The organism is Nonomuraea sp. N2-4H (assembly GCF_045291505.1).
Lineage (GTDB): Bacteria > Actinomycetota > Actinomycetes > Streptosporangiales > Streptosporangiaceae > Nonomuraea > Nonomuraea fastidiosa.
The window spans coordinates 2,380,329-2,401,226 of sequence record NZ_CP147987.1 but is presented as its reverse complement, the minus strand read 5'-3'; the positions used below and the strand labels follow the sequence as shown (position 1 = coordinate 2,401,226).

The 20,898-nt window shown below is 71.7% G+C and carries 15 protein-coding genes; 13 read left to right on the top strand and 2 right to left on the bottom strand.

Translation table 11 applies throughout. From position 1 onward, the window contains the following. Nucleotide 1: 1 nt before the first annotated feature. The 3 genes from WBK31_RS10890 to WBK31_RS10880 all read left to right on the top strand — a co-directional run bounded on the left by WBK31_RS10890 (nt 2) and on the right by WBK31_RS10880 (nt 3,706). On the top strand, nt 2–352 hold the full coding sequence (locus WBK31_RS10890; RefSeq protein WP_378789847.1) for a bacteriocin fulvocin C-related protein: 351 nt from the start codon (nt 2–4) through the stop codon (nt 350–352). 528 nt (nt 353–880) lie between these two features. Then, nucleotides 881–1,060 (top strand): hypothetical protein, encoded by a 180-nt coding sequence (locus WBK31_RS10885; protein WP_364067993.1) that lies wholly within the window; start codon nt 881–883, stop codon nt 1,058–1,060. Between the two features lie 126 nt (nt 1,061–1,186). Further along, nucleotides 1,187–3,706, top strand: coding sequence for a polysaccharide lyase family 8 super-sandwich domain-containing protein (locus WBK31_RS10880; protein ID WP_406674752.1), 2,520 nt, complete (start codon nt 1,187–1,189; stop codon nt 3,704–3,706). Here the strand turns inward: WBK31_RS10880 and WBK31_RS10875 are convergent. Next, nucleotides 3,687–4,565 (bottom strand): alpha/beta hydrolase, encoded by an 879-nt coding sequence (locus WBK31_RS10875; protein ID WP_364067995.1) that lies wholly within the window; start codon nt 4,563–4,565, stop codon nt 3,687–3,689. The genes WBK31_RS10880 and WBK31_RS10875 overlap by 20 nt on opposite strands. Before the next feature lie 213 nt (nt 4,566–4,778). Beyond that, nucleotides 4,779–5,915: an IS701 family transposase gene (locus WBK31_RS10870; RefSeq protein ID WP_364070935.1), complete on the bottom strand. Its 1,137-nt coding sequence runs from the start codon at nt 5,913–5,915 to the stop codon at nt 4,779–4,781. 245 nt (nt 5,916–6,160) lie between these two features. Between WBK31_RS10870 and WBK31_RS10865 the strand changes: the two genes are divergently transcribed. The 10 genes from WBK31_RS10865 (at nt 6,161) to WBK31_RS10820 (ending at nt 20,770) form a co-directional block, all read left to right on the top strand. Next, nucleotides 6,161–6,727, top strand: a complete 567-nt coding sequence (locus tag WBK31_RS10865) for a CGNR zinc finger domain-containing protein (RefSeq protein WP_364067996.1) — start codon at nt 6,161–6,163, stop codon at nt 6,725–6,727. 103 nt (nt 6,728–6,830) lie between these two features. Then, nucleotides 6,831–8,066, top strand: a complete 1,236-nt coding sequence (locus WBK31_RS10860) for a lectin (RefSeq protein ID WP_406674751.1) — start codon at nt 6,831–6,833, stop codon at nt 8,064–8,066. A 600-nt stretch (nt 8,067–8,666) separates the two neighbouring features. Then, a complete protein-coding gene (locus WBK31_RS10855) occupies nt 8,667–9,716 on the top strand; it encodes a LacI family DNA-binding transcriptional regulator (RefSeq protein WP_364067998.1) in 1,050 nt (349 codons plus the stop codon). 449 nt (nt 9,717–10,165) lie between these two features. Beyond that, on the top strand, nt 10,166–10,447 hold the full coding sequence (locus WBK31_RS10850) for a peptidase inhibitor family I36 protein (RefSeq protein ID WP_406674750.1): 282 nt from the start codon (nt 10,166–10,168) through the stop codon (nt 10,445–10,447). Between the two features lie 802 nt (nt 10,448–11,249). After that, nucleotides 11,250–13,460: an alpha-galactosidase gene (locus tag WBK31_RS10845; RefSeq protein ID WP_406674749.1), complete on the top strand. Its 2,211-nt coding sequence runs from the start codon at nt 11,250–11,252 to the stop codon at nt 13,458–13,460. A gap of 41 nt (nt 13,461–13,501) precedes the next feature. Continuing rightward, nucleotides 13,502–14,824: an ABC transporter substrate-binding protein gene (locus WBK31_RS10840; RefSeq protein WP_406674748.1), complete on the top strand. Its 1,323-nt coding sequence runs from the start codon at nt 13,502–13,504 to the stop codon at nt 14,822–14,824. 10 nt (nt 14,825–14,834) lie between these two features. Beyond that, nucleotides 14,835–15,770: a sugar ABC transporter permease gene (locus tag WBK31_RS10835; RefSeq protein ID WP_364068002.1), complete on the top strand. Its 936-nt coding sequence runs from the start codon at nt 14,835–14,837 to the stop codon at nt 15,768–15,770. Further along, a complete protein-coding gene (locus WBK31_RS10830) occupies nt 15,767–16,645 on the top strand; it encodes a carbohydrate ABC transporter permease (protein ID WP_364068003.1) in 879 nt (292 codons plus the stop codon). Before WBK31_RS10835 ends, WBK31_RS10830 begins: the two co-directional genes overlap by 4 nt. 41 nt (nt 16,646–16,686) lie before the next feature. After that, nucleotides 16,687–19,296 carry a CBM35 domain-containing protein gene (locus WBK31_RS10825; protein ID WP_406674747.1) on the top strand — a complete coding sequence of 870 codons (2,610 nt, stop codon included), beginning with the start codon at nt 16,687–16,689 and terminating at the stop codon, nt 19,294–19,296. Between the two features lie 184 nt (nt 19,297–19,480). Further along, a complete protein-coding gene (locus WBK31_RS10820; RefSeq protein WP_406674746.1) occupies nt 19,481–20,770 on the top strand; it encodes a cytochrome P450 in 1,290 nt (429 codons plus the stop codon). Nucleotides 20,771–20,898 lie beyond the last annotated feature (128 nt).

Here is a 20,898-nt window from a genome sequence, read left to right as displayed (position 1 = left end):
CATGGACGACGAACAGCGTTCCGCGGCGTACGACGAGTTCATCACCCATCCCGTGAGCCGCAGACGCGAGCTCTACCAGGACCTGCCGGCGGAAGTGCGCAGCGGGCTCTGGCTGGAGCAGCTCATCCGCTTTCGCGCCGCGCGTCCTGATCTGACCGCCGAGCAGCGAAGCCTGCTCGACGAGATGGAGGCGCTGGTCCGCGACGAGACGACGTTCGCGCCCGGCAGCCCGCCCGCGCCCGAGCTCGAGCGGATGGGCGAGGCGGCCATCGCCGCCTTCGGCAAGGACACCGCCTTCCAGCTCCTCGCCCGCCTCGGCCCCGCCGACGGCACCACCCGCCGGATCGCCTGACCGGTCACACACCTGAGCCCCGACCGGTCACACACCTGAGCCCCGGGCACCGAAGCCCCGCGCCCGCCCCTGCATGCCACCCTGCGCCCGCTGCACACCTGAGCCACCCGGGCACTGAAACCCTGCGGCCGCCCCTGCCCGCCGCCCCGCGCCCGCTCCTGCCCGCCGCCCCGCGCCCGCTCCTGCGCGCCGTCCCGGTCCTGACCTGGCCCTCCCGGGCCCGCCCTCGCCTGACCCCGGCGCGGCCGGGCCGGACACGGCGCGCCTTTCGCACAAGCCCGCCCCCTCAGCCCTCCCCCGCCCAGGCCAGACCGCGCCCGCCCCGGGCGTCTCGGGCACGGCAGCCACGGCGGGCCAGGCGCCCCGGGCACGGCGGGCCAGGCGCCCCGGGCACGGCGAGCGCGGCGAGCGCGGTGGCGGGCCGGGCGCCACCGCCGAGGAGTTCTTCCGCCAGGCCATGAGCTCCTCGGCCTGAGCGCTCCGTGGCGGCGCTTGCGTGCGGCGGGCGTCCGGCAGCAGAGTGGCGTCATGGATCGTACGGATATCGCCCGATTAAGAGGTGAGCGGGCGGTTCGTCGTGCCATGCGGCACCAGCGGCGGGTCAACCGGGCGCTGCGCCGGGCGTCGGTCGCGGCGGCCGCGATCGTGATCGCCTTCGCGGTGCTGCTCGCGGTCGTGATCACGGTCGTCGGCATCAAGCAGTGGTGAGAGCCTTCCTCGGAGCCCCCACGGAGACCCCCACGGAGGCGGCTCCGCCCTGTGAAGCGCGTCGGCGATCATGTACGGTGAGCCCCAGCGTATCCCCCCAACGGCCTGGAGTTCGCAGTGCCGCACATGTCCCGCCGCCAAGTGCTCACCCTCGTCCCCGCCACCGGCCTGCTGGCGGTGGCCGCCCCCGCCCGCGCCGCCACGACCGGCCCCGTCATGACCGGCCCTGTCATGACCGGCACGGCCGCCGCACAGGCCATCGACCACGCCCGGCTGCTCGCCAACTCCGTCGCCATCCTCGCCGGCACCCCCGAGGTCAACGCCCGCCCCGAAGTGGCGGGCAAGCTCGCCGCCATCGCCGGCACCGCCAGGCAGCGGCTGACCGCTATGGACCAGGCGGGCGACGGCGAGCTGTTCGCCGGCCTGGCGCTCGGCACCGACGACGTGAACCTCCGCCTGGCCTACCAGTACCTGTACGAGATCGCGCTGGCCACCCGCGCCCCCGGCAGCGCGCTGGAGGGCGACGCCGCCGCCGCGCGGCGGGTGGCCGACGGCCTGGCCTGGCTGCACGAGCGTTACTTCGGCGACCAGTCGGCCGGCGACTACGGCAACTGGCACAACTGGGAGATCGGCATCCCCACCCACGTCAGCAGGACCCTCGCCCTGCTGCCCGAGGAGCTGCGCGGCGAGCTGACCGCGCCGTACATCGCCTCGATGGACGCCTACCTGCGCAACGGCAAGGACGGCGACGTCGACCTCGACTCCCGCTTCCACACCGGCGCGAACCTGGCCGACATCACCGCCAACCGCATCCTGCAGGGCGCGCTGACCGGCGACGACGCCCGCGTCAACAAGGCCATCGCCGACCAGTCCACGGTGTTCGCCACGATCGATCCGTACAACCTGCAGCACGGCAACACCGACGGCTACTACGCCGACGGCTCGTTCATCCAGCACCACTCGGTCGCCTACACCGGCTCGTACGGCCGCGCCCTGCTGACCCGCGTCGTGCAGACGCTCAACATGCTGCAGGGCGTCACGTCCGGCTCCGGCGATCTGCCGTCCGTGGTGTACCGGTGGATCACCGACGGCTTCGCCCCGCTGATCTTCGAGGGTTGGATGATGGAGATCGTCAAGGGGCGGGCGGTCTCGCGTACCGCCAGCGGCTACACCGATCTCAACGTGGTCGTGGAGGCCATCGCCGACCTGACCGAGCACGTCGAGGACGCGCTGCCGCTGAAGAAGTACCTCAAATTCCTGCCGGCCGCCGACACCACCGCCTTCGTCTCGCCGGGCAGCATCGCCCGCTACGCCGCCGTGCGCGCCGACGCCTCCATCCCGGCGGCCGACCTCAACCCGCCCGCGCGGTCGGTGGCGTTCAACGCGATGGACCGCACCGTGCACCGCCGCCCCGGCTACGCGTTCGCGCTGGCCCGCAGCTCGGAGCGGATCAGCAAGTACGAGTACATGAGCGGCGAGAACCTCATGCCCTGGTTCCAGGGCGACGGCGCCTACTACCTCTACCTGTCGGGCGAGGACCAGGGGCAGGTGTACGGGGTCGACTACTACACGACCGTGTCGCCGTACCGGCTGGCCGGGGTGACCGCGCCGGTGGAGGAGCGGCGGACGGTCCCCGAGCTGTACGGGCGGCTGTGGTACGAGAACCCGGACCACCCGCTCAACTTCACCTCGTCGTCGGAGTCGCAGAACACCTACGTGTACTTCCCGCGCGGCGAGAACGCCTTCTCCGGCGGCGCCACGCTCGGCGCGTACGGCGTGGCGGGCATGGTGCAGTCGGACGACGTCGCCTACACCGCCAAGCAGCAGGGCCTGCTGCCCGACGACTTCGTGGCCTACCGCAACGCCCGCGCCACCAAGTCGTGGTTCATGTTCGACGACGAGATCGTGGTGCTGGCGGCGGACGTCGCAGGTCAGGGCGGCCGCGACGTGGTGACGACCGTCGACAGCCGCATCGCCGCGCCCGGCGACGCGGTCACGCTCACCGGCGAGCGCTGGGACGGGCGCGGCTGGCGGCCGGGCGGCGCGGCCACGCCCCTGCGGTGGCTGCGCTACGCCAACGGCACCCGCCGTACCTCCATCGGCTACGTCTTCCTCGACCGGCGGCCGGTCGCGGCCGGGCTGGAGACCGTCACCCGCAGCCGCAGGGTGGTGCGGACCGGCAACCCCGACACCGCCGTCACCAAGAACGTCTTCACCGCCACCATCGCGGGCGAGGGCGAGCTGGCGTACGCGCTGGTGCCGAACGCCACCGAGGACGCGCTGCGCCGCTACGCGCGCGGCCCGGTGAGCGTGCTGGCGAACAACCGCCACGTGCAGGCCGTGCGGCACCAGAAGCTCGGCATCATCGCGTGCAACGTCTTCTCCAAGGGCCCGCGCCAGGCCGGCCGCCTGCTCGTGGACGGTCCCGCCTCGGTCATCGTGCGGGAGTCCGGCAGACGCACGTCCGTCGCCCTGTCCGACCCGACGATGAAGCGCGACCGCGTCTCCGTGGTCGTGCCGGGCCGCCCGCTGCGGGTGGCGGAGGCCGACGAGGGCGTCACCGTACGGCGAGTGCCGGGCGGCACCCTGGTGCAGGCGACGACCCGGCACGCGTACGGCCGTACGTTCACCGCCACTCTTCGTTGAGCCGGTCGAGGAAGCCCGCGACGAGCGGGGCGATCTCCTCGGCGTGCGTCTCCAGCGCGAAGTGCCCGGTGTCGAAGAGGTGCAGCTCGGCATCGGGCAGGTCGCGCCGGTAGGCGCGGGCTCCGGCCTCGGTGAAGAACGGGTCGTTCTCGCCCCACACGATGAGGGCGGGCGGGGTGTGCTTGCGCAGCCACGCCTGCCAGCGGTCGTAGCTCTCGACGTTGGTGTGGTAGTCGAACAGCAGCGCCGCCTGGGCCTCCCTGTGCCCCGGCAGGCCGAGGAAGTGGTGGTCGAGCGTCCAGTTGTCGGGCGCGACCAGGCTCGGGTCGGGGACGCCGGTGAGGTATTGGCCGCGTACGGCCTCCAGGGTCAGCTCGGCGTGCACCCGCTCCGGGCCGCCGGGCGTGTCGGGACGCTGTGCGAGCAGGTCGCGGGCGGCCTCTGACAGGCCGTCTGCGTAGGCGTTGCCGTTCTGGACGATCAGGCCGGCGATCCACTCGGGGTTCCGCTCGGCGACGCGGAAGCCGATCGGGGCGCCGAAGTCGAAGACGTACAGGGCGAAGCGGGTCAGGCCGAGCGCGCGGACGAAGCCCTCGGTGAGGTCGGCGAGCCGGTCGAACGAGTAGGTGTAACCGGCGGGCGCCTCGGTGTGCCCGGAGCCCGGGTGGTCCGGCGCGATGAGCCGGTAGCGGGACCCGAGCCGGTCGAACAGCGCGCGGTACTGGTGCGAGGCGGACGGGAAGCCGTGCAACAGCAGCAGCACGGGCGCGTCGGCCCGGTCGGGCAGGGACTCGCGGTAGAAGACGCGGACTCCTTCGACGTCCACGTAGCGGTGCGCGGTGCGGGCTGGTGCGGTCATCTTTAATACTCCAGCCGCATTTAGTGATCGATGATTCGTCGCTGTCGCTGGTAATGGCAGCGGCGGGCGCGGGCTTGATGCCGACGTCGCCACTGTGACCAGCGGATTCGATGACTGGCAGGGTGCCGGGGCTGGGCAAGATGAGCATGCAGACGCCGGATCTCGTTGACGGTAAGCGGGATCAGCTCGCCGGAATCGTCACCGTTCGCACCCTCAAGCTGTGATCGTCCCTGTCGGCAGGGCCCCCTGTGTGGCCAGGCCCGAGAAAGCCTCGCCCTGCTGAGCGCCCGTTGCGCCGGGTGGGCCGGCGGCGAGGAAAGCCAGGTGAGCGTGAGCGACCATGGCCAACGTGACGTGCCGATACCAGGCCAGGTGCTTGCGGACCTGGTAATGGTCCAGGCCGACCTCGTTCTTGGTGGCCTGGAAGCATTCCTCCACGCTCCACCGCGATCCCGCCACTCGCACCAGCTCCGGCAGCGCGACCGGGCCGGTGGCCCAGCAGGTGTAGAACGCCAGCTCGCCGGAATCAGTGATGGAGCGGCGGGCCAGCAGCCACTCGGCCGGGCCGAGCGGGATCCACGCCCAGTCGTAGTAGCGGTGGCCCTTGGCACCCTGGCCGCAGGAGTAACGCTGCCACGCCTGCTCCTCCAGCGCGGCGAAGACCTCATCGGCACGCATCTTCCGGCCGGCCAGCACGATCGGGTGGTCACAGGAGACAGCGAACACGTAGCTCAAACCCCGGCTGCGGCACCGCTCACGCAACACGGGGTTGTCGCCGTAGCCCTCATCCGCGGTGAGCCAGGCGAAGGTGAGCAGCGGATCGTCGGCGGCCCGCTCGATCATCCTCCAGGCCAGCTCCGGTTTGGTCGCGAACTCCACCTGCTCCGGGATGCCGGCGTCGGTGCGCCGCTCGGGTGCGGTGAACCAGGAAGCGGGCAGATACAGTTCCCGGTCGATCAGCACCCGTTGCCGGCCGGGGTGCAGGTAGGAGGCGAACACTCCGACCTGACAGTTGGTGATCTTTCCGGCCGTGCCGGTGTACTGGCGCTGCACCCCGGCCGAGCGGCGGCCCTTCTTCTCGAACCCGGTGTCGTCGACCACCAGCACCCCGTCCAGGCACCCGAGCCGCTCGGCGACCTGGGCCCGCAGTGCATCCCGGACCGCATCGACGTCCCAGCGGGCGTGGTTGAGCAGTCGTTGCATCCCGTCGGGTGTCGCGTCTCCGGCGAACTCGGCCAGGGACCAGCCGTTCTTGCGTTCCAGCGAACTCAGCAGGCCCAGCAGGTAACCACGCGCTCTGATCCGCGGCTCACGCCGGCCGAAGAACGGTGCCACTACCTGCGCGAACAGGTCATCGAACGCATCGGCCCATACACGCGGGTCGATTTCGGCTACCGTGGCTGCCACGGCCACCGCCGATCATCTGGATTCCACACACCCACATGATCACTGCGGTGGCCGTCTCACGTCTCAGCCTCGACCAGATCGAGATCTCGAAGTGCGGCTGGAGTATTAATGCCTTTCTGAGCGGCTGACACATTAGGTCTACCCGTATGCTTCCTAATGCGTCAAATGCGTCAGGTAGCATTAGAAGCATGAACAACCCCGGTCCCCTGGTCGGCGAGCCCCTGGCGCTCGACCTGGTCAACACCCGCAACGCCGACGGTGAGCACCTGGCCACGCCGGAGAGCCTGCGCGCCTGGCTCGACCTGGAGGCCGCCCGGTTCCCCGAGGCGCGCGACCTCGCCGCCGCCGACCTGGGCGAGCCCGAGCTGGCGACCGCACGCGAGCTGCGCGGTCACACGGCACGGGCATTGGAGCACGTACGGCGGGGCGAGCGACCGCCTCAGGAAGCCCTCGACGCGATCAACCGCGCCCAGCGCGCCGCGCCCGCCGTCACCGAGCTGACCTGGGATGACGGCGCGCTCACCGCCACCCGCAGGCGCGACGGCTCCGCGGCGGAGCGACTGGCGGCCTGGCTCGCCGAGGCTGCCGCCGACCTGCTGGCGAACCCGGCGGTGGCCACGATCCGCAAGTGCGAGGCGGACGACTGCGTGACGCTGTTCCTGCCCGCCCATCCGCGCCGCCGCTGGTGCGCCGCCGCCCGCTGCGGCAACCGGGTCCGCGTCGCCCGCCACTACCAGCGGCACAAGCCGGCCTGAAAACGGGCGGGGGAAAGCGAGAGAGCGCTCTCTTGACAGGAGCGCTCACGTTGCCGGAAGGTTTCCGTAAACTCACACCCCGTGGACCCATGAGGTAACCCACATGGCACGCACCCCCCGCAAAAGATTGCTGCTCGCCATCGGTACCGTCCTCGCCGCGATCGCCGCGCTGGTCGTCCCCATGACCGGCACCGCGAGCGCCGCGCCCGCCCCCGGCCCGCTCGTGTGGTCGGACGAGTTCGACGGTCCCGCAGGAAGCCCGGTCGACGGCTCCAAGTGGCGCTTCGACATCGGCGGTGGCGGCTGGGGCAACAACGAGCACCAGTACTACACCGACAGCACCCGCAACGCCGCCCTCGACGGCAACGGCAACCTGGTGATCACCGCCCGCCGCGAGAACCCGGCCGGCGACCAGTGCCACTACGGCACCTGCCTGTACACCTCCGCCCGCCTGCTCACGCTCGGCACCTTCAGCCAGACGTACGGGCGGTTCGAAGCACGCATGAAGCTGCCGCGCGGGCAGGGCATCTGGCCGGCGTTCTGGATGCTCGGCGGCACCAACTGGCCGGACGACGGCGAGATCGACATCATGGAGAACATCGGCCGCGAGCCGAACACCGTCCACGGCACCATCCACGGCCCCGGCTACAGCGGTGGCGGCGGCATCGGCGCCGGCTACACGATCGGCTCCCCCTTCGCCGACGCGTTCCACACCTTCGCCGTCGACTGGTCGCCCAACCTCATCGTCTGGTACGTGGACGGCGTCGAGTACCAGCGCCGCACCCCCGCCGACCTGGGCGGCCGCCGCTGGGTCTTCGACCACCCGTTCTTCATGATCATGAACGTCGCGGTCGGCGGCGACTGGCCCGGTTACCCCGACGGCACCACCACGTTCCCGCAGACGCTGACCGTCGACTACGTCCGCGTCTACGCCCCGCCCACCGACAGCGGCGGCTCCGGCGGCCAGATCACCGGGATCGGCGGCAAGTGCGTCGACGTCGCCGGCGCCGAGACCGCCAACGGCACCCCCATCCAGCTCTGGGACTGCAACGGCACCGCCGCCCAGTCCTGGACCTGGAACTCCGACGGCTCCGTCCGCGCGCTCGGCAAGTGCATGGACGTCACCGCCGGCTCCACGGCGAACGGCGCCAAGGTGCAGCTCTACGACTGCAACGGCACCGGGGCGCAGCGCTGGACGTACGACTCCGGCACGGGGCAGATCGTCAACCCGCAGTCCGGCAAGTGCCTCGACGCGACCGACGTCAGCTCCGCCAACGGCACCCGCCTGCAGATCTGGGACTGCACGGGCGGCACCAACCAGCGCTGGACCCGCACCTGACCCGATCGGGGTCCCGCACCTGACCGGCTGGAAGGCCCCGCGCACCCGCACCGCGCGGCCCCATCCCGACCGCCCACCCCACGCGGCGGTCGGGATGGGGCAGGCCGGCCGCACCCACCCGGCCGGTCAGGGTGTGCGCAGGCCGGCACCGCCAAGGCACAGGCCGTGGGGGACGGTCCCCCGGCACCCACCACCAGCCAGCCCTATCACGCGACCTACGCCAGGAGGCGTTGCGCACTTCCCACGCCCATCGGCCCCGTTTCCGGCCGGCCGCCCGAGCGCCCGCACACCTCGACCATCCACGGGTCCGCACTAGGCGTCAGGCCCCTGATCACTCCGCGCGCGCCCGTCTCACCTGACCTCTCGAACAGGCCGGGCGGCACCCTGACCCGTCGCGCCGAAATCTACCCGCCGGCACACGTTCAGCCAGGTGATTTCCTTTCATCAAAGGACGATTGGCACCTGCGAAAAGGGCTCGAATGCGAGAGAGCGTGTTCTCGATGTGAAGTTCGGGCGTTTCCGGACCGACAGGAACTCGAAGACGAGGCGGACGGACGGTGCCCGGCATGAGCGCGGATCATCAGGTCATACGATGTGGAGGTGACTCCGACTCCCCCGCGCGCGTCTCGCGCGGCCGCCCGCGACGCGGCCGTGCCCAGCATCAGGGACGTCGCCGCCGAGGCCGGAGTGTCGTACCAGACGGTCTCGCGCGTGCTCAACGACTCGCCCAGGGTGCGCCCGGAAACCCGCGCCACGGTGCTCGCGGCCATCGAGCGGCTCGGCTTCCGGCCCAGCCGCGCGGCCCGCGCGCTCAGCCTCGGCCGGGCTCGCGGCATCACCGTGGTCACCTCCGACACCGTCCTGTACGGCTACGCCGCCACCCTCCAGGGCATCGAGGAGGCGGCCCGCGCGGCCGGCATGTCCGTGGGCGTCAGGGTCGTGGAGTCGGCCGAGCCCGCGGAGGTGCGGCAGGCCGTCGAGTACGTCAGCGACGCCAGCGCCGGCGCGGTGGTGGTGATCGCCTTCGACGCGATCGGCGTCGCCGTGCTGGAGGCGCTGCCCGCCCATGTGCCCGCCGTCGCGGTGGCCGAACCCGCCGCTCCCGACCGGGGCAGGGTCGCGATCGCGCTCGACGAGCGCGGCGCCGCCGCCGACGCCACCCGGCACCTGCTCGACCTGGGCCACCGCACGGTGCACCACGTGGCGATCCCGTCCGAGGTCGGGCAGGGCGGCCGCCTGGCGGGCTGGCGCGACGCGCTGACCGCCGCGGGGGCGGCCGTGCCCGAGGTGCTGGGGTGCGGGTGGGACATCGCCTCCGCGTACGAGGCGGGCCGCCGTCTGGCCGCCGACCCGCAGGTCACCGCCATTCTGTGCGGCAACGACGACATCGCGCAGGGCGTCCGGCGGGCGCTGTACGACGCGGGCAAGGACGTGCCGGGTCACGTGAGCATCGTGGGCTTCGACGACATCCCGGGGGCGGCATACTGGACGCCCGCGCTGACCACCGTACGCATGGACTTCCCCGGCCTCGGCCGCGCCTGCTTCGACGCCGCCATGGCCGAACTCTCCGGCCTCCCGCAACCGGTGCCCCGCCTGGTCCCCCCGGCCTTGATGATCCGCGAATCCACCGCCCCACCCCCTACCACCTGACCCATCCCGCCTTGCTCCCGGCGCAGCCCACACAGGACAGGCGGCACCGGGCAAGCGGCATCGCCAGCGAAGGGGCGCGAACCGAACTTCGCTCTGGAGGGCTCTCGGTATCCGCACGCCCCAACGCAGCGCGTCCCATGTGCTCGGCGCGGCATCCAGCTCGTGGAGCACCACCCGATTCGGCGTGACACCGCTCCGCCACGCGCACAACAGGCCGGCTCTGCGCACCACGCCGATTCACCAGCCCACTTCGCGCCTCACCTGGCGACCGATCGGCACGCGGAGCCGGGTCCGGCGCCCTGCCGGCATGGTGCCGGAGGTCTGTCCCGTGCGCGTGTGAAGTCCCGCCCCGCTGCGAGAGCGCGTGCGGACGGTCGCCTCAGTACGCGGTTTCGGCAGCTCGTTCGTCCGCGCCATATCGCCGAGAGTTGATTACCCTCACCGCACAGGTGAGCCTGACGCGAGCGGCAGCGGGCTGCCCCACAGGCAACATCTGCCTGTGGCAGGACCGGAACTTCGACGGTGTCCCGTGGAAGTGGAGCCCCGGCGACGGCTATCGCACGTTGCCGGCCAACATGCGCAACCACGTCCACTCCTTCTACGCCAACGCCTCAGGCTGCTTCATCGACACCGGCAGCCGTGAAAGGCGAGGCGTCAGGCCCGGCCACTACGCCAGGGCGTACGACACCAACTTCGGCGAGAAGGTCGACGCCATCGCCCGCACCTGCTGACGGCTGCGTCATGGGCATGACGCGCCCGCCCGAGCTCGAAGGAGGAGGGGTGGTCGCGTTGCCGAACTCCGAGCGCGCAGCACACGGATTCGGGAGGCCATCGGCGGAATCACGGCCGAGCCGAACAGGCGAGGCGGGCGGCCATGACGAGCAGAACGTCAGGCCAGGCCCGAAGTCGTGCGCCACCCCGGTCGTTCCGTAGGCCAGTCGCAATGTGAGGCGCTGAGAGCGATTCTCAGCGCCTCACGTGTCTCACGACATCGGGTTTCACCTGGAGACGACTACTCCTAGTACTGCACCCGATACTCGATCGTGCCCTTCTTCCCGAGCCCCCTGGCGCAGGGATCGCCGCGGCCGTCTTAGCGCTCGGCCCAAGGCTGGGCGCTCGCCGACCCCGGGCCGCGGGCGATGGGCCAGGGGATCTCTGCCGCACGGTCGGCGGCCGCACCGCTCCTGCCAGCGGTCGGCCGGCTCGCCTTCCGTCCCGTTGGCAGTCTCTTCCGCGGCTCCTTCCAGACCATCGCCTCCGTCCATTCGTGGATGCGACAGGCGGCGTCGCAGACTCGGAAGCACCGACAACCTTGCTGGTCAGCGCCCTGGTCAGCTTCGTTCCAGACCGCGCGCTCAGGAAACCTGTGCGTAACGAATCGGCAAAGAAGGCTTTCGCAGGGGCCGTGTGACCGTTCACACTGACGGGCGTGTGACCGGTCACATGACTGCGGGAGCGCCCACCCGTCCAGGGCAGTACGCGCGAACCCTGCCACCGCGATCGGTCCCCTGTGACGCCGAAAGAGAGAGCTTGATGCCTGCTGATGTCGTGGAGACCCTCCGCTGGGGCCATTCGGGTCTCGCGGTCGCCCTGGAGATCCATCAGGATCGCCCGGTGACGCTGCGCGAGCTGTCGCCGGGCGGGGCGGCGGCTCCCATGCGGACGTCCCAGCCGGTCGTCGAGGTGCTGGTGCCCGGCGAGGGCCGGGCGCGGGCCTCGCAGCGGCTGTCGGAGACGGCGGTGGGCCTGCGGCTGCGGTACGCGGGCGCGGACCGCTCGGTCCAGGACGGCCGGCACGAGCTGCGGGTGCGGCTGCGTGACGAGTCGTCGGGGCTGGGCGCGGAGCTGCTGCTGGAGTCGTACGAGGGCGTGCCGGCGCTGCGGTCGTCGGTCCGGGTGACGAACCGGGGCGCGCAGCCGGTGCTGCTGCTGGCGGTGACCTCGTTCGCGGCGGGATTCCACGGCCTGGAGGCGGCCGATCTGGACGTCCTGTACGCGGGCAGCGCCTGGCTCGGCGAGAGCCGCTGGACCAGGCAGCCGCTCGCCGGCCACCTGCCCGACCTGGGCCTGGAGGGGCACGGCCACGGGCGGGGCGCGTACGCGCTGACCAGTCTGGGCACGTGGTCGAGCGGCCGGTACGTCCCGATGGGCGGGCTGGCCGAGCGCGGCTCGGGCCGGACGTGGCTGTGGCAGATCGAGCACAACGGCCCCTGGCGGTGGGAGGTCGGCGACCGGCTGGACGGCGTGTACGCCGCGCTGTCCGGCCCGACGGACCTGGACCACCAGTGGAGCCAGCCGCTCGCGCCCGGCGAGTCGTTCACCACGGTGCCGGTGTCGGTGGCGGTGTCCGGCGACGGCCTGGAAAGCGCGGCGGCCGCGCTGACCGCGCACCGTCGCGCGTCGCTGCGCCCCCACCCCGACCGGGACAGGTTGCCGCTCGTTTTCAACGACTACATGAACACGCTGATGGGCGACCCGACCACGGAGAAGCTGCTGCCGCTCATCGACGCGGCGGCCGAGGCGGGCGCGGAGGTGTTCTGCGTGGACGCCGGCTGGTACGACGACGGCGGCGACTGGTGGGACAGCGTCGGCGAGTGGCGGCCGTCGAGCACCCGGTTCCCTGGCGGCATCGAGGAGGTGCTGGCCCGGATCAGGGAGCGCGGCATGACGCCCGGCCTGTGGCTGGAGCCCGAGGTGATCGGGGTGCGCAGCCCGATGGCAGGCAAACTGCCGGACGAGGCGTTCCTGCAGCGCGGCGGCGTACGGGTGGCCGAGCACGGCCGCTACCACCTCGACCTGCGCCATCCCGCCGCGGTGGCGCACGTGGACCAGGTGATCGACCGGCTGGTCACGGAACTGGGCGTCGGCTACTTCAAGCTCGACTACAACATCAACCCGGGCGCGGGCACCGACGTGGACGCCCCCAGCGCGGGAGCCGGGCTGCTCGGGCACAACCGGGCCCACCTGGCCTGGCTGGAGTCGGTGCTCGACCGCCACCCGCACCTGGTGCTGGAGAACTGCGGCTCGGGCGCCATGCGCATGGACTACGCGATGCTCTCCCGCCTGCAGCTCCAGTCCACCAGCGACCAGCAGGACTTCCTGCGCTACCCGCCGATCGCGGCCGCCGCTCCCCTGTCGGTGCTGCCCGAGCAGGCCGCCAACTGGGCCTACCCGCAGCCGGAGATGACGGAGGAGGAGGTGGCGTTCACGATGTGCACCGGCATACTCGGCCGTCTCTATCTGTCGGGCAACCTGCACCGCATGGACGGCCCCAGGCTCGCCCTGGTCAAGGAGGGCGTGGCGGTGCACCGGCGGCTGCGCCCGGTGCTGCCGCGCGCCACCGCGTGCTGGCCGCTCGGCCTGCCCGGCTGGGACGATCCCTGGCTCGCCTTCGCCCTCCGCGACGACAGCCCACGAAGTGACGGCGGCCCGCTGAGCGACGGCACCTCACGAAGCGACGCCATCCCGACAGGCGACGGCAGCCCACGAAGTGACGGCGGCCCGCGCAACAGCCCCGGCGCGAGCGGCGACACGTACGTGACGGTCTGGAGGCGGCCCGGCGCGCCGGAGTCCACCGTGCTCTCGCTCCCCCACCTCCGCGGCCGCGACCTGGAGGCCACCGTCGCCTACCCGGCACAGGCCGGGGGCTGGCGCCTCGACTGGGACCCGGGTGCCGCCGAGCTGACCGTCACGGCCCACGTCCCGCCGCCCACCGCCCGCATCCTGCACCTCCGCCCCCGCTAGCCCACCGAACCGGCGCTATGAGACCGAAGGACGACGTAACCGTGCGTAGAGCCCCCCGTACCGCGATCATGGTCGCGGCGAGCGCGCTCCTGGCGCTCACCGCCTGCAGCGATCCCGCCGCCGGGCCGGCGGCGACCACCGACTCGGCCCCGGCCGCCTGGCCCGAGCCCACCGCCCGCCTGGACGGGGTGACGCTGACGATCTGGGCCGCCCAGAACAGCACCACCACCCCCAAGGCGATCACCGACGCCTTCTCGAAGGCCACCGGGGCCACGGTGGAGGTGGTCACCGTCCCCGACCCGTACGAGCAGGGCGTGCAGACCAAGGTGGCCACCGGCGACAAGCCGGACCTGGCGTTCTGGCAGCCGACGGCGTCGATGCTGACCGCGCTGAACGCCCGCGCCAACCTGCAGCCGCTGGACGGCGCGCCCTGGATCGACAAGCTCTCGCCCGAGCTGCGCGACATCACCGGGATCCTGGACAAGACCCGGTACGCGGCGCTCATCACCAGCCCGGCCGTCGAGGGCGTCTACTACAACAAGAAGGTCTTCGAGGCCAACGGGATCAAGGAGACGCCGAAGTCGTTCGGCGAGATGGTGGAGCTGGCCCGCACGCTCAAGGCCAAGGGCGTCACCCCGTTCTTCGAGATGGCCGGCGACAAGTGGGCCACCCAGTGGTGGGTGCAGGTGCAGCTCGCCGACGCCGCCAAGAACGGGCTATGGGACCGGATCAACAGCGGCAAGGAGACGTTCGAGGACAAGACGATCCTCGATGCGATCAAGACGTACAAGGGTCTGATCGACGAGGGCTTGTTCAACGACGACATCAAGACGGCGACGTTCGAGGACCAGGGCGAGGCGCTGCTGTCCGGCAAGGCCGCCATGGTGGTGCAGGTCAACTCGTTCTTCGGCCAGCTTCAGGCGATGGCGGACACCGCCGAGCTGGACGAGAAGATCGGTTTCTTCCCGATCTCGCCGTCGGGCAACGTCGCCACGTCGATCCCCGACCAGTCGAACGCGCTGGTGGCCTTCCGCACCGGCGACGCCAAGCGGGAGGCGGCGGCGCGGCAGCTCCTGGCGTACTGGATGGGGCCGGGCTACCAGACGTTCGTGAACGACCGCAAGACGGTCTCGCTGCGGCCCGACGTGCCGACGCCCGACGGGGTGCCGCAGGCGCTGAAGGACGTGCACGCCTCGCTGGGCGAGTCGGTCGGGTCGATGCAGTCGCTCGCGGTCGCGAACCCCGACCTGTATCTGAACCTGGCCGACATGATTACCGGCAGCCTGTCGCCCGAGCAGGTGGCCGCCGCGACCCAGAAGCAGTTCGCGCAGCTCGCCAAGGCCGCGGGCGCGCCCGGCTTCTGACCCCGTACCCGTGTCTCTCACCAAGGAGCAGACCGTGCCGTCCGGCCAGGAGACGCGCCGCCGCCCGCCCGCCGGGGCGGGGCGGGGCCGCACCCATCCGTTGTGGTTCCTCGTCCCGGCCTTCGCGATCCTGTTCGTCTTCTTCTTCCTGCCGACGCTGTTCAACTTCATCTACGCGTTCACCGACTGGTCGAGCTTCAAGAGCGAGATCAGGCCGGTGGGCCTGGAGAACTTCCGCACGCTGCTGTCGGACGGCACCCTGTTCGGGTCGCTGCGCATCACCGTGATCTACGCGGCGCTGGTGGCGCTGTTTCAGAACCTGTTCGGCTTCGGCCTGGCGGTGCTGCTGGAGCGGGACACCTGGCTGAACAGGGCGGCCAGGCTGGTGTTCGTCATCCCGGTGCTGATGTCCGCGCTGGCCGTCGGGTACGTCTTCCAGGCGCTGCTCAAGCCGGACGGCAGCCTGAACGCGCTGCTGTCGGCGCTGACCGGCGAGCAGGTGGAGATCGCCTGGCTGGGCAGCACCACGTGGACGCTGGTGCTGGCCGCCGTCATCCACGCCTGGAAGTGGATGGGGCTGTCGATGCTCATCTACCTGGCGGGGCTGAAGTCGGTGCCGGAGGACGTCTCGGAGGCGGCGCGCATCGACGGTGCGACGCCCTGGCAGGCGTTCTGGGCGGTGCGTTTCCCGCTGCTCGCGCCGGCGGTGACGTTCAACGTCGCGACGGCGCTGCTCGGCTCGATGAACGGCTTCGACATCGTGCAGGCGCTCACCGGCGGCGGCCCGGCCCGCAGCACCGAGATCCTCAACATCTTCATCTACCGGACGTTCGGGCAGGGCCTGTTCGCGCAGGCCACGACCATGAGCCTGGTGCTGTTCCTCATGGTGGCGCTGCTGGCGTTCCCGGTGATCCGGATCCTGCGCAAGAGGGAGGAGATCCTGTGACGGCGCCTGTCTTCGGCGGTCCCGGGCGGCGGCGTGCCGCCGGCCCGCCGATCTCGCGGGGCCTGGCGGCGCGGCTGCGGCCGGTCGCGGTGGTCGTGCTCGTCCTGCTCGTCATGGGCGTGCCGCTGTGGCTGGTCGTCGTCACGGCGGGCAAGTCGCAGGCGGAGGCGCTCTCCCCGGACCTGTCGCTGCCGTCGCAGTGGCATCTGTGGGAGAACCTGGCCCAGGTCTGGGAGCAGGGCGAGGTGCCGAAGGCGTTCATCGGCAGCGTGCTGGTGGTGGCGCCGTCGGTGGTGCTGGTGCTGGCGCTGGGGTCGATGGCGTCGTGGATCCTGGCCCGTCGTGCCTCGCGGTTCACCGCCGTGCTGTACGCGCTGGCGATCAGCGGCATCGTGCTGCCGCCCGCCGTGGTGACGATCGTGCTGCTGCTGCGCCTGCTCGGCCTGGCGGGCAGCCCGGTCGGCATGATCGGCGTGTACGTCGGCATCTACATGTCCACGGTGATCTTCTTCGTGACGGGCTTCGTGCGTACGGTGCCGCTGTCGCTGGAGGAGGCCGCCCGCATGGACGGCGCGGGCCCGCTGCGGGTGTTCTTCTCGGTCATCCTGCCGCTGCTGCGGCCGGTGCTTGCCACCGCGACCATCCTCATCTGCCTGTACGTCTGGAACGACGTCTTCTACGCCTTCTTCGTCATCGGCGGCCGGTTGGACACGCTGCCGCTGAACCTGTTCCAGGTGGCCAACGCCGGGCTGTACCTCGACAACTGGCACCTGATCTTCGCCTACATCATCCTCATGAGCCTGCCGCTGCTGGCCGTCTTCGCCGTCGCCCAGCGCAAGATCATCTCCGGGATCACCGGCGGCGCCGTCAAGTAGAGCCACGTCCCTAGTCGCACCCCCTATGAGGAGGTTCCTCCATGCCCAGACACCGCTTAGCGCGGCCCGCCCTGGCGTCCGCACTGTCCGTCGCGACGCTGGCGGCGCTCGCCCCGGCCACCGCCGCCTCGGCCTCCGCCGCGGCGCCCGATGTGGTCGCCGTGGACTTCTCGCAGCGCACCGGCCCCGTGTACGGCGGCGCGACCGGCGGCCTGTACGCCCTGTCCGACCCCGGCGTGCCCGGCGACAGCCTGCTGGCCGGCGCCCGGCCGCGCACGGTCGCGCAGAAGGCCCCGGACGGCGAGCAGCATCCCAACGGCGACGCGCTGGCGGTCGCCGACGGCTTCTTCGCGGCGGGCGGCGAAGAGGTCGTGATCTACATGCAGGACGTCTACAGCCGGTGGCCGTACCAGGAGCTCGGCATCGACGACTACCTGGCCAAGGTCGAGACGATGGTCCGCAAGGTCGTCGAGGAGCGGCCGAAGGACAAGGACCGGTTCGTGTGGGTGCCGTTCAACGAGCCCGACTGGATCTGGTACGAGGACTGGGCCACTGAGAAGGAGCGGTTCTTCGCCGACTGGAAGGCGGTGTACGAGCGCATCCGCTCGATCGACCCGAAGGCCCGCATCGTCGGCCCGAACGAGGCGTTCTACCGTCCCGAGCGGCTGCGCGACTTCCTCACCTGGGCCAAGGACACGCCCTGCGCCGGGCAGGACCACTGCCTGCCGGACATCATGGCCTGGCACGAGCTGCAGCGCGAGCGGCTCGCCGAATACCGCGGGCACTACGAGCACTACCGCGCGATGGAGCGGGAGCTCGGCATCGGGCCGCTGCCCATCAACATCGACGAGTACGGCAACCGCCGCGACATGTCGGTGCCCGGCCAGATGATCCAGTGGATCTCGCTGTTCGAGGACACCAAGGTGGACGCCGACATGGCGTACTGGACGTACGCCGGCAACCTCGGCGACCACGCGGTGCGCACCCGGCAGGCGAACGGCGGCTGGTGGCTGCTCAAGTGGTACGCCGACCTGACCGGGCAGACGGTCAAGACGACCCCGCCGCGCCTGAACGAGGCCGACACGGTGCAGGCCGTGGCGGCGATCGACGAGCCGGCGCGGCGCGGCACGATCCTGGTCGGCGGCGGCGCCGCGCCCGTCAGGCTCGACCTGTCCGGCCTCGATCGCCGCGTCTTCGGCGACCGGGTGGACGTCGTGGTGTCGAAGACGACCTGGACCGGCTACGAGGGTGACGCCGTGGAGCCGCCGGTCGTGGCCGCCACCCGGGCCAAGGTGTCCGGCGGCGAGCTGCGGGTGGACGTGCCGGGCGGCGACGTGATGGCGGCCTACCGGGTGACCGTCGTGCCGGCGAGCGGCCCCGCGCCCGCCGCGAACGCGCCCTGGTCGGTGTCCGTGGAGGCCGAGTCGGCGACGCTCACCTCCGCCCGCGTCTTCGACCAGGACACCACCGCCGACCCGCAGCTCTACGCCACCTCCGGCAAGCGCGACGTCGGCGGCATGAACCAGGACGACTCGGCCGTCACGTTCAGCGTCACCGTGCCCCGCGACGGCCGCTACCGCCTGGGCATCTACCAGGGCACGAACAAGGCGCCCGGCCGGCACGCGCTCTTCGTGGACGGCAGGCTCGACCAGATCGTGCAGTACCCGGCCGACCTCGGCTGGACCTACCGCGGCCGTACCGACGTCGAGATCGAGCTGAGCGCGGGCGCGCACGAGCTGTCGCTGCGCACCAGCGCGGGTGACGGCACGCGGCTGCCGGGCAGCGACGTGACGCTCGACAAGTTCGACCTGACCGAGGTGACCGGGCCGCACCGGGCGGTGCACGGGGCCGACGAGGCACGGCTGTCCGGCGGCGCGAAGATCACCCGTGGCGGCAAGGGACCGGCCGTGGTCCTCGGCGGCACGGCGCGGGCCACGTACTTCGTCGCCGCGCGCGAGGACGGCTACCACGACCTGACCTTCGCCTATCACGCCGCCGGGCGCGGCGACCTGCGGGTCACCGTGGACGGACGGCAGGTCCCCGGCCTGCGCGTCACCCGGCCGGGCGAGGGCGCGTCGCGGGCGCGGATCTACCTGCCCGCCGGGATCAGCAAGGTCGAGGTGGGCGGCCCCGCCGGGCTCGAGCTGCGCACGCTGACCACGGCCAGGGCCGCCCAGGCGGACGAGACCGTGCACGCGGTGGAGGCCGAGCAGGCGCGGCTCGCCGGAACCGCCACGGTGGTGACCGTCCCGCCCACCAGCGCGTCGGACGCCTCGCGCGGCGCGTACGTCGGCGACCTGGGCGGCGGCCCCGGCAACACGCTCGCCTTCGACCGGCCCGGCGGGTTCGGCCCCGGCGAGTACGTGCTGGTCGTCCACTACGCCAACGCCGACAGGAACACCGGGCACCCGTACAACACCGACGTGATCAGCCGGTACCTCGACATCACCGAGGACGGCGGCGCGACGGTGCGCGGCGTGTTCCGGCACAACTACGCCTGGGACGGCTTCTGGTCGCAGGCCACGCCGCTGACGCTGACCACCCGGCAGGGCGGGCTCGTCCTCGGCAACGCCGACGGGCCGGGGCCGAACGTGGACCGGGTGGAGCTGGCCAGGTTCGTCGCGGAGGTGGACAACTCGGCCCGCCGCTGACGTACCCGTGAACACAGCGCGCCGGAGTCCGCCGGGCTCCGGCGCGCCGGCGTTTCCGGCGGCATAATGCAGGCGGGGCCGGTCCCGCCGAGGACGGGCTCCTGTTCCACCGCAGCTCGGGAGCCCTCCTCCCCAGCAGGCGGCGCACCACCCGTACGCACGCCCGCAGACCAGGAGCCCGCCAATGTCGCCTGCCACGCCGCGCCCCGGCCTCGCCATGACGATCGAGGAGGCGGGAAGGGCGCTCGCCACCCCTGACGCCTACACCGACGAGCACCGCCTGCACTCCGCGCTCGCCCTGCTGCGCCGTGAGGCCCCCGTGCATCACGTGCGGGCGCCCGGCTACAACCCGTTCTGGGCGATCACCCGGCACGAGGACGTGAACGCCATCGAGCGTGACCACACGCTCTGGCTGAACGCGCCCCGCCCGGTGCTGCGCACCGCCGTGCTCGACGCCGAGCTGGCCGCCCGCCGCGCGCGGGGCAGGGCGCTGTCGAGCCTCGTGCACCTCGACGACCCCGAGCACCGACGGCTGCGGGCGATCGCCGCCGACTGGTTCCGCCCGAAGGCCATGCGGGCCATGAGCGAGCGGGTGCGCGAGCTGGCCCGCCGCCACGTCGACCTCATGGCGGAGCTCGGCTCGTCCTGCGACTTCGCGCAGCAGATCGCCGCGCCGTACCCGCTGTATGCGATCCTCGCGCTGCTCGGGCTGCCCGAGGCCGACTTCCCGCTCATGCTGCGGCTCACGCAGGAGCTGTTCGGTCACGACGACCGCGACAAGGGGCGCGACGCCGGCAGCCGCGCGGGCTACACGACCGCCCTGGAGGACCTGTTCGGCTACTTCCACGACCTGATCGCGGAACGCCGCGCCCGTCCCACCGGCGACCTGGCCTCCCACATCGCGCAGGCCCGCATCGACGGCCGGCTGCTCAGCGACAACGAGATCGCCTCGTACTACATCCTCATCGCCACCGCCGGGCACGACACGACGAGCTCCACCGTGGCGGGCGGCCTGGAGGCGCTGATCCGCCATCCCGACCAGCTCGACCGGCTGCGCCGCGACCGCGGCCTGCTGCCGGCGGCCGTCGAGGAGATGATCCGCTGGGTGAGCCCGGTCAAGTCGTTCATGCGCACGGCCGCCGCCGACACCAAGGTCCGCGGGGTGCCGATCGCGGCGGGCGAGTCGGTGCTGCTGTCGTACCCGTCGGCCAACCGCGACGAGGACGTCTTCGACGAGCCGTTCCGTTTCGACGTCGGCCGCGAGCCGAACCGGCACCTCGCGTTCGGGACCGGCGTGCACTACTGCCTGGGGGCGGCGCTGGCCAGGATGGAGGTGGAGGCGCTGTTCGCCGCGCTGCTGCCCCGCCTGGAGGCCATCGAGCCGGACGGGGAGCCGGCGTGGACGGCGACGACGTTCGTCGGCGGCCTGAAGCGCCTCCCGATCCGCTACCGCCTGGCGCCGGCACCGCGCTGAGCCGCCTCGCGCTTTGGGGCGAGTGCTCCGTAAACGGCATGAATGTGCCGTTCCATCGTCCGCCCCGTACGAAAAGCACCCTTCCGCAGGAAGGTTTTCTGTGCTGTCATATGACGAACCATGAACAT

Bases quoted from the DNA above. Each gene is read 5' to 3' on its own strand.
- WBK31_RS10880 (WP_406674752.1), top strand. From the start codon at position 1,187: ATGTCCCGCCGCCAAGTGCTCACCCTCGTCCCCGCCACCGGCCTGCTG.
- WBK31_RS10860 (WP_406674751.1), top strand. From the start codon at position 6,831: ATGGCACGCACCCCCCGCAAAAGATTGCTGCTCGCCATCGGTACCGTC.
- WBK31_RS10875 (WP_364067995.1), bottom strand. From the start codon at position 4,565: ATGACCGCACCAGCCCGCACCGCGCACCGCTACGTGGACGTCGAAGGA.
- WBK31_RS10865 (WP_364067996.1), top strand. From the start codon at position 6,161: ATGAACAACCCCGGTCCCCTGGTCGGCGAGCCCCTGGCGCTCGACCTG.
- WBK31_RS10845 (WP_406674749.1), top strand. From the start codon at position 11,250: ATGCCTGCTGATGTCGTGGAGACCCTCCGCTGGGGCCATTCGGGTCTC.
- WBK31_RS10820 (WP_406674746.1), top strand. From the start codon at position 19,481: ATGTCGCCTGCCACGCCGCGCCCCGGCCTCGCCATGACGATCGAGGAG.
- WBK31_RS10825 (WP_406674747.1), top strand. From the start codon at position 16,687: ATGCCCAGACACCGCTTAGCGCGGCCCGCCCTGGCGTCCGCACTGTCC.
- WBK31_RS10885 (WP_364067993.1), top strand. From the start codon at position 881: ATGGATCGTACGGATATCGCCCGATTAAGAGGTGAGCGGGCGGTTCGT.
- WBK31_RS10890 (WP_378789847.1), top strand. From the start codon at position 2: ATGGACGACGAACAGCGTTCCGCGGCGTACGACGAGTTCATCACCCAT.